This window comes from Pseudomonas sp. SJZ103, from assembly GCF_007828335.1.
Classification (GTDB): domain Bacteria; phylum Pseudomonadota; class Gammaproteobacteria; order Pseudomonadales; family Pseudomonadaceae; genus Aquipseudomonas.
Genome location: NZ_VIUN01000005.1, coordinates 38615 through 51596 on the forward strand (window position 1 = coordinate 38615; position 12982 = coordinate 51596).

A 12982-nucleotide genomic window follows, 5' to 3' on the forward strand; every position below is an offset into this window, starting at 1 on the left:
CGCTTGCAGCCTTACATGAAAGCTGCGCGGCAAAGCGCCGCATATACCCTCTCAATCGATGGGACTGGTAGAATCGCCGCCGGTTCACACGAGGTTTTTCCATGCACGATCCCCACAGCGAACGCATGAGTAGCGGCGAGACCCGAGCAGCAAGCGGTCTGGCCCTGGTGTTCGCGTTCCGTATGCTTGGCATGTTCATGGTGTTGCCGGTACTGGCGACCTATGGAATGGATCTGGCAGGCGCGACTCCCGCGCTGATCGGCTTGGCCATTGGCGCCTATGGCCTGACCCAGGCGATTTTTCAGATTCCGTTCGGAATCATTTCCGACCGCATTGGCCGGCGCCCGGTGATTTACCTCGGGCTGATCGTCTTCGCCCTCGGCAGCGTGCTCGCGGCACAATCCGATTCGATCTGGGGCGTAATTGCCGGACGCATCCTGCAAGGTGCAGGGGCGATTTCCGCTGCCGTCATGGCGCTGCTGTCCGACCTGACCCGTGAGCAACACCGCACCAAGGCCATGGCCATGATCGGCATGACCATCGGCCTGTCGTTCGCCGTGGCCATGGTCGTCGGCCCGTTGCTGACACGTGCCTTTGGCTTGCACGGCTTGTTCCTTGCCACCGGCGGCATGGCATTGTTCGGGATCGTGATCGTGGCCTTCATGGTGCCGCGCTCCACCGGCACGTTGCAGCACCGTGAGTCGGGCGTTGCACGCAAGGCACTATTGCCGACGCTCAAGCACCCGGACCTGTTGCGCCTGGACTTAGGTATCTTCGTATTACACGCAATGCTGATGTGCAGCTTCGTCGCCTTGCCCCTGGCGCTGGTGGAAAAAGCCGGGCTGCCCAAGGAACAGCACTGGTGGGTCTACCTCACCGCACTGCTGATTTCGTTCTTCGCCATGATCCCGTTCATCATCTATGGCGAGAAGAAACGCAAAATGAAACGAGTTTTGCTCGGCGCCGTCACGACATTAATGCTCACTGAACTATTCTTCTGGCAGTTCGGCGACAGCCTACGGGCGCTGGTTATCGGCACGGTGGTGTTCTTCACCGCGTTCAACCTGCTGGAGGCTTCATTGCCTTCGCTGATCAGTAAGGTTTCACCGGCCGGTGGCAAGGGCACTGCGATGGGGGTGTATTCCACCAGCCAGTTCCTTGGCTCGGCGTTGGGCGGCATCATGGGCGGCTGGATGTTCCAGCATGGCGGTCTGTCGGTTGTGTTCCTCGGATGCGCCGGGCTGGCTGCACTTTGGTTGGCCTTTGCTGTTACCATGCGCGAACCTCCCTACGTCACAAGTCTGCGTTTGCCGCTATCGCCTGAGGCGATCCGTGAAAGCGGTCTGGTAGAGCGCCTGAAGGCCGTCGTAGGGGTAACGGATGCCGTCGTGGTCGCGGAAGAGGCGGCCATTTACATCAAATTGGACACCGAATTATTGGATCGCGCGACGCTCGAGCAACTGGTCAACCCAGTGCCGACAGCGCGCCCAGCATAGGAGAACGTTATGGCCCGTGGGGTTAACAAAGTCATATTGGTCGGTACATGCGGCCAGGATCCCGAAGTTCGCTACTTGCCTAACGGTAACGCCGTGACCAACCTGAGTCTGGCGACCAGCGAACAGTGGACCGACAAGCAAACCGGCCAGAAGGTCGAGAAAACCGAGTGGCACCGTGTGTCGATGTTCGGCAAGGTGGCAGAGATCGCCGGTGAGTACCTGCGCAAAGGTTCGCAGGTCTACATCGAAGGCAAGCTGCAAACCCGCGAGTGGGAAAAAGACGGCATCAAACGTTACACCACTGAAATTGTGGTCGACATGCAAGGCACCATGCAACTGCTGGGCGGCCGTCCACAGGGCGACCAACAAGGCCAGGGTGGCATGTCCAACTCGGCACCGCGCCCACAGCAGTCGCGTCCACAGCCAAGCCAGCAGCCACAGCGTGAGTCGCGCCCAGCGCCACAACAGGCCGCGCCGCAGCCAGCTCCAGATTTCGACAGCTTTGATGACGATATCCCATTTTAGAGTCGTACCAAAGCTATTCGCTGCAAGCTGAAAAAAACCGCGCTGCCGACAAGGCCGCGCGGTTTTTTTGTATTGACGGCGCCTAACGCAGGGCGAAGGCCAGCATATCTGCGTTGACCCGCTGCTTGTGAGTGTCCGTCAAACCATGAGGCGCGCGCGAGTAGATCAGCAGTTCGGAGTGCGGGATCAAGAAGTTAGTCTGCAACGCAGAAGCCTGTATCGGCACGATTTGATCGTCGCTGCCGTGGATGATGAGCGTGGGCATATTGAAGTGCTTCAAGTCCTCTCGGAAGTCGGTTTCCGAAAACGCTTTGATGCTATCAAAAGTATTTTTATGCCCGCCCATGACACCCTGCATCCAGAATGAATTGATCAAGCCCTGAGAGGATTCGACGCCCTCCCGGTTGAATCCGAAAAATGGGCCGCTGGCCAGATCAAGGTAGAGCTGCGAGCGGTTGGCTATGGAGTCGGCTCGCATGGCGTCGAAAACTTCAATGGGTGTCCCTTGGGGGTTGCTGACGGTTTTGAGCATCAGTGGCGTAACGGCGCAAATCAAACCCGCCTTGGCCACGCGCGCAGTGCCATGGCGAGCGATATACCGCGCGACTTCGCCGCCTCCGGTAGAAAACCCGAAAAGGATCACATCTGTCAGATCCAAGTGTTCGATCAGCTCCGCCAAATCATCTGCGTAATGGTCCATGTCATTGCCATCCCAGGGCTGGCTTGAACGGCCATGCCCACGGCGATCATGCGCAATGGCGCGAAAACCGTTATTGGCGAAATGCAGCATCTGCGACTCCCAGCTGTCGCTGCTCAGTGGCCACCCGTGACAGAACACAACGGGCTGACCGCTGCCCCAGTCCTTGTAATAAAGATCATTGCCTTCGCGAGTTTTCAGATAAGACATGGCATAGCTCCATGGATATGTGGATGAATTTGGCTGGTAAGGGCCAGAAAAATCGTCCATGGACACTACGCTGGCATTTTCACTAACGCCCCCTTGATGCCGAGTCTGCACGGGGCAAAAATGAGTTTAGCTCGGTTTTTCGAGCGACACTGCGGGAAAAAACCGTCTTCGGATGGTCGCCCTGCAACAGTTAAACGCCACTGAGGGGCATAGTGGTCGACGCCATGGCAGGTTTCTCATGCCCCACGCTTTCCAGGCAGGGAAGGCCAGCAATCCCGGAATTTGTTCTCATGACTACCAAGATTTAGGCTGTGGCCAACCTCTCAAAAGAAGGAAGTTCGTGATGACCTGGTCCGCCAAGCAGTACACGATGTTCGAACAACAGCGCACGCGCCCTGTCCGTGACCTGGTCGCGGCCATTCCCAATATGGTTGTGCGCACTGCGGTCGATCTGGGGTGTGGCCCCGGCAATTCCACGCAAGTATTGGCCGAGCGTTTCCCATTGGCGCAGGTCACCGGCATGGACAGTTCCGACGACATGTTGGACGACGCCCGCAAACGCCTGCCCGCGCTGAACTTTGAGCTGGCGGACATCGGTGCCTGGAGCCCGTCGCAGACATTCGACGTGATCCTCGCCAACGCCTCGCTGCAATGGCTGCCAAACCACGCCACGCTCTATCCGCATCTGGTCGACCAGTTGTCGCCTGGTGGCACGCTCGCCGTACAAACCCCAGACAACCTTAATGAACCCGCCCACCGGCTGGCGCGCGAAGTGGCAGCAGATGGCCCGTGGGCGGCAAAGAACGGCGCGTTCCAACACAATGAGCGCCACTCGGCGAGCTACTACTACGAGTTGCTGAGCAAACACTGCAGCACCGTGGACGTATGGCGCACTACTTACCAGCACCCGTTGGCGGATCACGCGGCGGTGGTGGAGTGGTTCAAGGGCTCGGGCTTGCGACCCTTCCTCGCGCCACTGAACGATAGCGAAAAAGCCGCCTTCCTACAGGAATACCAGGCGCGGATTACACAGGCTTATCCAGCTCTAGAGGATGGCACCGTATTACTGCCCTTCCCGCGCCTGTTTATCATCGCGACCCGCTGACGGCACAGAAGCAAGCAGCGCTTACGCCGCTGCTGCTTGCGCCTTCAAATACTCATCCGCCGACACTACGCCCGCGTAGCCAAACGCCAACGACGCCATATACGCGCCATGCACCTGCGTCGCCGGAATCACCTGACCATTGAATTCCAGGTCGCGGGTGGCACACGCGTCATGAATCACCGTGACCTTGTAGCCAAGGTCCGCTGCCGCCCGCACCACCGCATCGACGCACATATGGCTCATGCTGCCGACTATCACCAGTTCGGTGATGCTGCGCTGCTCCAGCAGGGCGCGTAGATGGGTTTCGCGGAACGCATTCACGAAATGTTTAAGCACCACCGGCTCGCTGCCCTCGTTCAGCACCTTGGGGTGCAAATAGGCGCCCTCAGAGTTCGGCGTGAAAAACGGTGCATCCTCGGAGGTGAACTCATGGCGCACATGAATCACCGCATCCCCGTTCTGGCGAAACGCCTGGAGCACCTGCGCAGCCTTGTCCGCTGCGGCTTCCACGCCATCGAGCGGCCACTTGCCTTGAGGGAAGTAGTCGTTCTGGATATCGATTAGGATGAGCGCTTGCTTGGCCATGGGTATTGCCTCGTGATGGGTGATGGGGCCCATTATCTTAGCTGGCGCCGACGCCGGGCATTGGCAGCACCGACAATAACAGGGGGAAAACTGACAATGGCCGTGGTTGAACTGGGCGTGTTGATTTATCAGGGGGCGCAACTGGCTGCTGTGCATGGTTTGACCGACCTGTTCGGCGTCGCCAACCGGATCGCCGCTGAGCATCAGTCTGCGCAGTTGCCGTTGTTGCGGGTCAGCCATTGGCAGGTGGACGCCAGTGGCAAACCGTCAAGGGGATTCGCCAGCCACCCGGGCCCTGACCAACCGATGATGGCCGTGCTGGTGCCACCGTCGATTGGTGAATTCACCGAAGAACAGGCGCCCCCTGCGTTGCTGGAGTGGATTCGCCAGCAACACGCGGCGGGCACCGTACTCGGGGGCGTGTGCATTGGCTCGATCCTGCTGGCGCGCAGTGGGCTGCTGGATGGGCGCAGCGCCACCACCCATTGGTCTTCCGCAAAGTCCTTTGCCGCGCGTTACCCGGCCGTGCGCCTGGAAGCGGATAAACCCATCGTCGATGACGGCGATCTGATCACGACGGCCGGGCTAATGGCCTGGTCCGAGCTGGGCCTGCGCCTGGTCGACCGCCTGATGGGCCCGAGCGTCGCCGCCGATACCGCGCGTTTCCTGGTGATCGAACACAGCGACAGCGCCAGCCAATGCGGCAGTAACTTCGCGCCGATCCTCAGCCATGGCGACGCGGCCATCCTCAAGGTTCAGCATGGGTTGCAAGCCAGTGGTGCGGTGGACGTGTCCGTCGCCAGCATGGCGCAAGAGGCGGGGCTGGAGGAGCGCACCTTCCTGCGACGCTTCCGCAATGCTACCGGCTTGAAACCCACCGAATACTGCCAGCACCTGCGCGTGGGCAAGGCGCGGCAGATGCTGGAGTTTACCAACGGCACCATCGACCATATTGCCTGGACCGTGGGCTACCAGGACCCCAGCGCTTTTCGCGCCATTTTCAAAAAAATTACCGGATTGGCCCCCAGTGACTACCGCAGCCGTTTTGGCGTGTGAATCGTGCAGAACACCGTACGTTCAAGGTGTCGTCGTGCAGAATCAGGCAGGCCAACTGCCATCGCTTTTTCGACAACGGCTTGATTTTAAAAGCATCTTCTTTGAAACAACCTTGGCGTGATACCTGCAGCCTTCCCCCCACACACATGGCAGGATGGCCAAGGGGGACGCATGACCCCGATTCAACGCAAAAAATGGATCGTCGCTCACTCCACGCGAGCGGGCGCGCCCCAGCATGAAGTCGAAACCAACCGCGCGTTGGCCCGATGGCTGGCGCAGATACTGGGGCTCAAATTCGGCGGCAGTTATGACCCACAAAAGCATGCCGGTTGTGAACTTTACCTGCTGCCCACGCAGACTCTGGTAGGTCCTGCCCAGGCCCGGGAACTTCACGTCAGCGGTCCGGCGGACCTGTGGGGCGGTTATGTCGATCACGACTTTATCTGCACCAAGGCCATCAGCCATGGGCTGCTATGCCCCGAAGCGAAAGCCCCCGAAGGCTGGTCGCCGTTATTCTGCGAGCGTGTACGCGATGTTGTGCTGGCGGGTCTCAGCGTATTTGCCTTGGAGGATGCACGACCTGCCGCCGAACGCCTGCTGTACAACGGGCCGATCCGCCTGAAACCGGTGCATGCCTGCGCCGGGCGCGGCCAGGAAGTTATCCACAGCCTGGATGAGTTCGAGGCTGTGCTGGCGCGCCCCGAAGCGGTCCGAATGTTCAGCGAAGGGGTCGTGCTGGAACAAGACCTGCACGATGTGGTCACCCATAGTGTGGGCCAGAGTTTTATCGGCGATCACGTCATCAGCTACTGCGGCGAGCAATACCTGACCCAGGACGGACAGGGCGAGGAGGTCTACGGTGGCTCCAACCTGCTGGTGGTGCCTGGCGGTTATGACGATTTGCTCAAGCTCGAGCTGCCCGGCGACGTGCGCCAAGCCATCGAGCAAGCCCAGGTCTTCGACGCGGCCGCCGATGAGGCCTACCCGGGTTTCTACGCGTCTCGGCGCAACTACGACATCGCCCAGGGCCTGGACAGCGACGGCCAGCGCCGCAGCGGCGTGCTCGAGCAATCCTGGCGCATGGGCGGCGCCAGCAGCGCGGAAGTCGCGGCGTTGCAGAGTTTTATCAACCACCCGGGCCTGAAGGCGATTCATGTGTCCTCGGTAGAAACCTACGTGGACCAGGCGTTGCCCGCGGATGCCATCGAGGTGTACCGAGGCCCGGCCGAAAACAGCGACTTTCTTCTCAAGTATGTGACGGTTGAATCTTATGACGGCTAGAAGCGAAAGCATTGCGATCGATATCGACGACGAACAGATGAGCGGCACGTTCCTGAGTCCCAAATCCAAAGTGCCGGGTGTGTTGTTTGTGCACGGCTGGGGCGGTAGCCAGGAGCGTGACCTGGAACGCGCCAAAGGTATCGCCGGCCTGGGATGTGTGTGCCTGACGTTCGATCTGCGTGGCCACGCCGGCACGGGTATCCCGCTGTCCCGCGTCACCCGTGAAGACAACCTGCGCGATCTGCTGGCGGCCTACGACCGACTGCTCTCGCACCCGGCCATCGACACCTCGGCGGTGGCGGTGGTGGGCACCAGCTACGGGGGTTACCTGGCGGCGATCCTGACATCGTTGCGCCCTGTGCGCTGGCTGGCACTGCGTGTGCCGGCGCTGTACCGCGACGATGAATGGCTCAAGCCCAAGCGTGACTTGGACAAAATGGACTTGATGGACTATCGCAGCACGCTGGTGCGCGCCGAGACCAATCGCGCCTTGCACGCCTGCTCGGCGTTCACTGGCGATGTGCTGATCGTCGAATCGGAAACCGACGACCATGTGCCCCACGCCACCATCATGAGCTACCGCGCGGCCTGCCAGCAGACCCATTCCCTGACTCACCGCATCATCGACGGTGCCGACCATTCCCTTAGCGACCCCGTGTCCCAGCAGGCTTACACCTCGATCCTGGTGGACTGGATCACCGAGATGGTGGTGGGCGAGCGGTTGAGCATCATCCAATCTCAGTAACGCGATCATGCCGGTGTTTTCTTCACCCGTAATGCCTTGGCTTTGGCCTCGACACCGAGGTACATCACCAGGGCGATCAGCAGCGGCAGGATAAAGTAGATGGCCCTATAGGCGATCAGCCCGGCCAGCAAACTGCCGCGCGACGCCTCATGTTGCAGCAGGGCGATAAACACCGCTTCCAGTACCCCGAGCCCGGCCGGGATATGGGTGATAACACCGGCGATCGCGCTGATCAGCAGCACGCCCAGCACCAGCGGGTAGTCCAGTTTGGCGGGCAACAATGTGAAAATCACCGCAGCCATCAGCGACCAGTTCAACGCGCCCAATGCCAACTGCAGGCACGCCATGCGCAGTGACGGCAGATTGATCTCGATCCCCCGAATCGACCACGCACGCTTTTTCGAGAACTGGCACGCCGCCAGGTAACCCAGGCTGGCCAGGACCAACAACACGCCAACTCCCTGCAAGGCGCCGCTGCTCAGTTTCCAACCTGGCGGCATGGTCACCAGCCCGCTGCTGAACACCACCCCGGCCAAGGCCATATAGCCAAACCAATTGGTGGCCAGGCTCAGGCCGAGGATCTTGGCGATATTGCCGGTGCTCACCCCCAGCCGCGAATACAGCCGATAGCGCATGGCGATCCCGCCGACCCAGGCACTCAGGTTCAGATTGAACGCATAGCTGATGATCCCGACCGGCAGAATCTGCTTCCAGCGCAGCGGTTGGCGAATGTAGGTGCGGCCGATCAAGTCGAAGCAGGCGTAGACGATAAAGCTGCACAACGTCAGCGTGCCCGCGATCAGCAGGGTGCGCAGCTTGAAATCGCCCAGGGTCTGGAATACTTCGCTCCAGTCGATACGCCTTGCAAGCAGGGTGAACAGCACGATCAGCAGCAGGAAGAACGCCACGGTCAGCGGTTTCTTCCAGCGCTTGAAGCGTGAACCGTTAGCTTCAGATGTCATGGGTTCGAGCCTCAAAGGGTTTCAACCGTGGCTTGTGCGCCGGCAACCAGCCCGTCAGCGCGGGGAAGTGGCGCATCACATGGAACACCAGGAAACCGACGGTCAATCGCCATAGCCACAGGCGCGGCTTGCGGTTTTCCGGCATGGTCTGGCAATGCTCCTTGGCGAGTACGTCCAGACGTTCGTACAGCTGCTGATTGAACGCCCGGTCACGAATCAGCACGTTGGCCTCCAGGTTCAGCGACAGGCTCAACGGGTCGAGGTTGCTCGAACCCACGGTGCTCCACTCGTCATCCACCAGCGCGACCTTGCCGTGCAGCGGGCGCTGGCAATATTCATGAATCACCACGCCATCCTTGAGCAGGTAGTCGTAGAGCATGCGCGCGGCCAGCTTGGCCAGCAGCACATCGGGCTGGCCCTGCATGATCAATTGCACCTTTACGCCACGGCGCGCCGCGTTGCGAATCTCGCGCAGCAGGCGGTAACCGGGGAAAAAGTAGGCATTGGCAATCACCGCGCGTTGTTGGGCTTTGCTCAGGGCATGGATATACGCCTCTTCAATGTCGTCGCGGTGTTGCAGATTGTCGCGGTAAATCAGGCGCACCAGGCCGTCGCCTGTATCGGTCGGCCAAGGCGATGGCCGTTGCTGGCGCCGTCGCCACCCGCGCCGCGTGCGCACCTGGCGCCCGCTTTGGGCGAGGGCAAAATGATGCAGGTCGGCCACCGCCGGGCCTATCACCTGCACCGCGTAATCCTGTTTGGCTTCTGGGCCAAAATCCCCCAAGTGGTCGGCAGAAAAATTGATCCCGCCGATAAACGCCACCTTGGCGTCCACCACCACGATCTTGCGGTGCAGGCGCCGAAACCAGTTGGTACGAATCCCCAGGGTCTTTGACGCGGGATCAAACATTTGCACCATGACGCCGGCGTCAGCCAGTTCGCTCAGGAACAACGGGCTCAGCTCGCCGCAACCAAAACCGTCGAGGCTGACCACTACCTTCACGCCACGTTGCGCAGCCTCGATCAGGATGCCTTGCAGCTCATGGCCGACCTTGTCCTCGAAAAGGATAAAGGTCTCCAACAGGATCTCGCGCTGGGCCTGGCGCATGGCGTCGAACACTTGGGGGAAATAGGCTTCGCCGTTCTCCAGCAATTCGATCTGGTTGCCGCTCTGCCAGCCGTAATCGAGGTCACGAGCCTTGGCATCATCCGGCGGCTGGTCGGTGGAAATATGCTCGACCGCAACGTTCATAGCTCGATCTCCACCGACAGGGGTACGTGGTCGGACAAATGGGACCAGGGACGGGTGGTCAGCACCTTGGGGTTATGAATCTTTAGATTGCGTACGTAGATGCGGTCCAGCGGCAGCAGCGGCAGGCGCGCCGGGAAGGTGCGCGCGGGTTTGCCCAAGGCGTGCATGAACACTTCCGTGAGGCCGCTTTGGCTCAAGTCGGCGCGCTGGCGCCAGTCATTGAAATCCCCGGCAACCACCAACGGCGCATCGGCAGGAATTTCGCTGATGCGCTGCTCCAGCAAACGTAATTGCTGCTGGCGATGCACCTCGCGCAAGCCCAGATGAATACAGATCGCATGCACCTCCTGCCCGGTACCGGGCAGGCGCAGCACACAATGCAGCAGGCCGCGGTTTTCATGGCCGCTTTGGGAAATGTCGAGGTTGTCGTAACTCACGATCTGGAATTTCGACAGCAACGCATTGCCGTGGTCGCCATGGGGGTAGACCGCGTTGCGCCCGTAGGCGAACTGCGGCCAGATGCTGTCGGCGAGGAACTCGTACTGCGGCATGTTCGGCCAGTCACTGTAACGCTGGGGATGGCGCTCGTGGGTGCCGTGGATTTCCTGCAGAAACACCATATCAGCGCCCACACTGCGCACCGCTTCGCGCAGCTCGGGCAGGATGAAACGCCGGTTCAAGGCGGTGAAGCCCTTGTGGATATTGACCGTCAGCACCGTGAAGCGAGTGATGGCGACGCTAGGGGTAATGGGCACCCAGTCGGGGATCGCAGCCATGATTGCTCCTGTGAAAGGGTGGGGGCTTTACCCCCGTTTATGGCTGACTGCGATTTTTGGCCGAAAGTTTCCATCGTCCTACAGGCGGCATAAACCCATTTGGATCAGTACCCGGCAATCAAGCAGGGGAACGATCAAGGCTCAAACCCGTCAGTTCCTTACAGACCCTTCTGAAGGAGCCCGGTGTTTTGCTGAATTTCAAGACTGCATTACTGCTCGGCGCGCTGCTTTTCTGCGGCAGCGACGCACTGCAAGCCGCGGCCACCGCGCCGGAAGCCGAAGCGCCGGCCAAACCCGAGTTGCTGGTGGAGGGCGGACTGCTCGGTGCCATCAGTTCCAGCATCGATGATGTGCAGAACAAGCTCGACCTCAATCAGAACCTCGTTGATGCCTGGCGCCTGCGCGCGGACCGCGCGGCAGATGAGGTCGGCCGGTTGGTTGACCAGACGTCGGAGCGTTCGCCGTGGAGCGTGGCCGGCGACTTCCTGCTGCTGTCCGGGGTGTGGGTCGGTGCCTTCGTGGGGTTGACGCTGCTGGGGCGGTTTATCGTGCTGCGCCTGAGTCGCCGTCCTTTCATCGAACGACGGGGGCGCCTGCAAGGCGTGCTGGGTTATGTGGTGCCCTACACGATCCCGGCGCTGATCTGCCTGCCGTTGACGCTTTACGTCAGCCACTTTTTACCCGCCTCGATAGGCCGTGCGCTGGCGCTGTGTTTTGCCTACGCCACCAGCAGCGGCATCTTTTCCACCTCCATGCTGCTGTGCGTCATCGTCATGTTCAATGTCGGCCACAAGCGGCCGGCGGTGCAGATCATTCGCGACTACTGCCCCAAGCCGCTGTTCCTGATCGGCTTCCTCGCGGCCCTCAGCGACGCCCTGACCAGCCCGCAGATTGCGCGTCAGCTCGGCGGTAATATCACCAGCAGTATCGCGGTGTTTACCGGCCTGTTCGCCGCGGTGATCTTTGGCGTGCTGGTGGTGCGCCTGCGCCGTCCGGTGGCTCACCTGATCCGCAATCGACCGCTGGCCCAGCGCCTGAAACACCCGGCCTTGCAGCAGTCGCTGCGAATATTTTCCGGGCTGTGGTACTGGCCGATCTTATTGATGGTGCTGGTCTCGGCGATCAACCTGATCGGCGCCGGCGACGACAACCAGAAAGCCCTGCGCTGCGCGCTGTTCACCACGATCCTGTTGATCGGCACGGTGTTTCTCAGCACGGTGCTGCAACACTTGTTCAAGTCCCGCAGTCAGGTGGCGATCCAACGCAGCAGTGCTTACAAGGAGCGCTTTCTCAGCCTGTTGCACGCGATCTTGCGCATCGTCATGGCCATCGCCTTTATCGAAATCCTCGGGCGGATCTGGGGCGTGTCGCTGTTCGAATTTGCCCAGCGCAACTCGGTGGGCCGTGCGATCAGCGACTCCCTCAGCAGCATCGGCCTGATCCTGCTGATGACCTGGTTGTTCTGGGTGGTGCTCGACACGGCGATCCAGGAAGCGCTGAAACCGCCGGTGAACAAACGCTCCAGCCGCCAGCCCAGCACCCGGGTGAAAACTATCCTGCCGCTGCTGCGCAATGCGGTGAAAATCATCCTGGTGGTGATCTGCGCAATCACTACCATGGCCAACCTCGGCATCAACGTCGCGCCGCTGCTGGCGGGTGCCGGTGTGGTCGGCCTGGCGATTGGTTTCGGTTCCCAGCAACTGGTGCAGGACGTGATCACCGGCCTGTTCATCATCATCGAAGACACGCTGTCCATCGGCGACTGGGTGGTGCTCGACTCCGGCCACGCCGGCACCGTCGAAGGCCTGACCATCCGCACCCTGCGCCTGCGTGACGGCAAAGGCTTTGTGCATTCGGTGCCGTTCGGGCAGATCAAGGCGGTCACCAACCAGTCGCGGCAATTTGCCTATGCGTTCTTCTCGGTGCAGTTCACCTACGACACCGATGTGGACAAGGCCGTGGAGCTGATCCGCGAGGCCGGGCAGTCGATTCGCGACGATGTGTTCCTCAAGTACAACCTGCAAGGGCCGCTGGAGGTGTTTGGCGTCGACAAGATGGACCTGAATGGCGTGGTGCTCACGGCGCAGTTCCGTACCGTGTCCGGCGGGCAATATGCGGTGAGCCGTGCGTTTAACCAGCGTTTGAAAAAGCTTGTGGATAACTGTGATGAAGTGCACTTCGCGCAGACTTATCCACAGCAGGTTTTGCTGCCAAAGCGCCCAACCCAGGTGGATGAGCCGGAGGAAGAGATGCCGGCGTCGGTGGTGTTGACGGAGCAGCCCAGGCCTTAAT

General features: G+C 60.5%; 12 protein-coding genes. 7 read left to right on the plus strand and 5 right to left on the minus strand.

Annotation, left to right across the window (positions count from 1 at the left end):
• The first annotated feature begins 101 nt into the window (after positions 1 to 101).
• A complete protein-coding gene (locus tag FBY10_RS13315; RefSeq protein ID WP_145336807.1) occupies positions 102 to 1496 on the plus strand; it encodes an MFS transporter in 1395 nt (464 codons plus the stop codon).
• Between the two features lie 9 nt (positions 1497 to 1505).
• Positions 1506 to 2021, plus strand: a complete 516-nt coding sequence (locus tag FBY10_RS13320) for a single-stranded DNA-binding protein (protein WP_003232445.1) — start codon at positions 1506 to 1508, stop codon at positions 2019 to 2021.
• A gap of 82 nt (positions 2022 to 2103) precedes the next feature.
• On the opposite strand, the gene FBY10_RS13325 is transcribed toward FBY10_RS13320, so the two are convergent.
• On the minus strand, positions 2104 to 2928 hold the full coding sequence (locus tag FBY10_RS13325; protein WP_145336806.1) for an alpha/beta fold hydrolase: 825 nt from the start codon (positions 2926 to 2928) through the stop codon (positions 2104 to 2106).
• 343 nt (positions 2929 to 3271) lie between these two features.
• On the opposite strand from FBY10_RS13325, the gene tam reads away from it, so the two are divergent.
• Positions 3272 to 4033: a trans-aconitate 2-methyltransferase gene (gene tam, locus FBY10_RS13330; RefSeq protein ID WP_145336804.1), complete on the plus strand. Its 762-nt coding sequence runs from the start codon at positions 3272 to 3274 to the stop codon at positions 4031 to 4033.
• A 21-nt stretch (positions 4034 to 4054) separates the two neighbouring features.
• On the opposite strand, the gene FBY10_RS13335 is transcribed toward tam, so the two are convergent.
• Positions 4055 to 4618 (minus strand): cysteine hydrolase family protein, encoded by a 564-nt coding sequence (locus FBY10_RS13335; protein WP_131700337.1) that lies wholly within the window; start codon positions 4616 to 4618, stop codon positions 4055 to 4057.
• 96 nt (positions 4619 to 4714) lie between these two features.
• On the opposite strand from FBY10_RS13335, the gene FBY10_RS13340 reads away from it, so the two are divergent.
• The 3 genes from FBY10_RS13340 to FBY10_RS13350 all read left to right on the plus strand — a co-directional run bounded on the left by FBY10_RS13340 (position 4715) and on the right by FBY10_RS13350 (position 7700).
• On the plus strand, positions 4715 to 5674 hold the full coding sequence (locus FBY10_RS13340) for a GlxA family transcriptional regulator (RefSeq protein ID WP_145336802.1): 960 nt from the start codon (positions 4715 to 4717) through the stop codon (positions 5672 to 5674).
• A 171-nt stretch (positions 5675 to 5845) separates the two neighbouring features.
• The gene (locus FBY10_RS13345; protein WP_145336800.1) at positions 5846 to 6955 is read left to right on the plus strand and encodes a DUF3182 family protein; all 1110 of its coding nucleotides are present in this window, start codon (positions 5846 to 5848) and stop codon (positions 6953 to 6955) included.
• Positions 6945 to 7700, plus strand: coding sequence for a S9 family peptidase (locus FBY10_RS13350; RefSeq protein WP_131700334.1), 756 nt, complete (start codon positions 6945 to 6947; stop codon positions 7698 to 7700). Before FBY10_RS13345 ends, FBY10_RS13350 begins: the two co-directional genes overlap by 11 nt.
• 5 nt (positions 7701 to 7705) lie before the next feature.
• Here the strand turns inward: FBY10_RS13350 and FBY10_RS13355 are convergent, their stop codons facing one another.
• From FBY10_RS13355 to FBY10_RS13365, 3 genes are read right to left on the minus strand one after another with little or no spacing between them, the layout of a single operon-like run.
• Positions 7706 to 8662, minus strand: a complete 957-nt coding sequence (locus FBY10_RS13355) for a lysylphosphatidylglycerol synthase domain-containing protein (RefSeq protein WP_131700333.1) — start codon at positions 8660 to 8662, stop codon at positions 7706 to 7708.
• Positions 8652 to 9914 carry a cardiolipin synthase ClsB gene (gene clsB, locus FBY10_RS13360; protein ID WP_145336799.1) on the minus strand — a complete coding sequence of 421 codons (1263 nt, stop codon included), beginning with the start codon at positions 9912 to 9914 and terminating at the stop codon, positions 8652 to 8654. Before clsB ends, FBY10_RS13355 begins: the two co-directional genes overlap by 11 nt.
• Positions 9911 to 10690, minus strand: coding sequence for an endonuclease/exonuclease/phosphatase family protein (locus tag FBY10_RS13365; RefSeq protein ID WP_145336797.1), 780 nt, complete (start codon positions 10688 to 10690; stop codon positions 9911 to 9913). The genes clsB and FBY10_RS13365 overlap by 4 nt, the downstream gene beginning before the upstream one ends.
• Positions 10691 to 10878: 188 nt before the next feature.
• On the opposite strand from FBY10_RS13365, the gene FBY10_RS13370 reads away from it, so the two are divergent.
• Positions 10879 to 12981 carry a mechanosensitive ion channel family protein gene (locus FBY10_RS13370; protein ID WP_145336795.1) on the plus strand — a complete coding sequence of 701 codons (2103 nt, stop codon included), beginning with the start codon at positions 10879 to 10881 and terminating at the stop codon, positions 12979 to 12981.
• Position 12982: the final 1 nt, after the last annotated feature.

Excerpts from the sequence above, each read along its gene's own strand:
- FBY10_RS13315 (WP_145336807.1), top strand. The coding sequence starts at position 102 with ATGCACGATCCCCACAGCGAACGCATGAGTAGCGGCGAGACCCGAGCA.
- FBY10_RS13320 (WP_003232445.1), top strand. The coding sequence starts at position 1,506 with ATGGCCCGTGGGGTTAACAAAGTCATATTGGTCGGTACATGCGGCCAG.
- FBY10_RS13325 (WP_145336806.1), bottom strand. The coding sequence starts at position 2,928 with ATGTCTTATCTGAAAACTCGCGAAGGCAATGATCTTTATTACAAGGAC.
- tam (WP_145336804.1), top strand. The coding sequence starts at position 3,272 with ATGACCTGGTCCGCCAAGCAGTACACGATGTTCGAACAACAGCGCACG.
- FBY10_RS13335 (WP_131700337.1), bottom strand. The coding sequence starts at position 4,618 with ATGGCCAAGCAAGCGCTCATCCTAATCGATATCCAGAACGACTACTTC.
- FBY10_RS13340 (WP_145336802.1), top strand. The coding sequence starts at position 4,715 with ATGGCCGTGGTTGAACTGGGCGTGTTGATTTATCAGGGGGCGCAACTG.
- FBY10_RS13345 (WP_145336800.1), top strand. The coding sequence starts at position 5,846 with ATGACCCCGATTCAACGCAAAAAATGGATCGTCGCTCACTCCACGCGA.
- FBY10_RS13350 (WP_131700334.1), top strand. The coding sequence starts at position 6,945 with ATGACGGCTAGAAGCGAAAGCATTGCGATCGATATCGACGACGAACAG.
- FBY10_RS13355 (WP_131700333.1), bottom strand. The coding sequence starts at position 8,662 with ATGACATCTGAAGCTAACGGTTCACGCTTCAAGCGCTGGAAGAAACCG.
- clsB (WP_145336799.1), bottom strand. The coding sequence starts at position 9,914 with ATGAACGTTGCGGTCGAGCATATTTCCACCGACCAGCCGCCGGATGAT.
- FBY10_RS13365 (WP_145336797.1), bottom strand. The coding sequence starts at position 10,690 with ATGGCTGCGATCCCCGACTGGGTGCCCATTACCCCTAGCGTCGCCATC.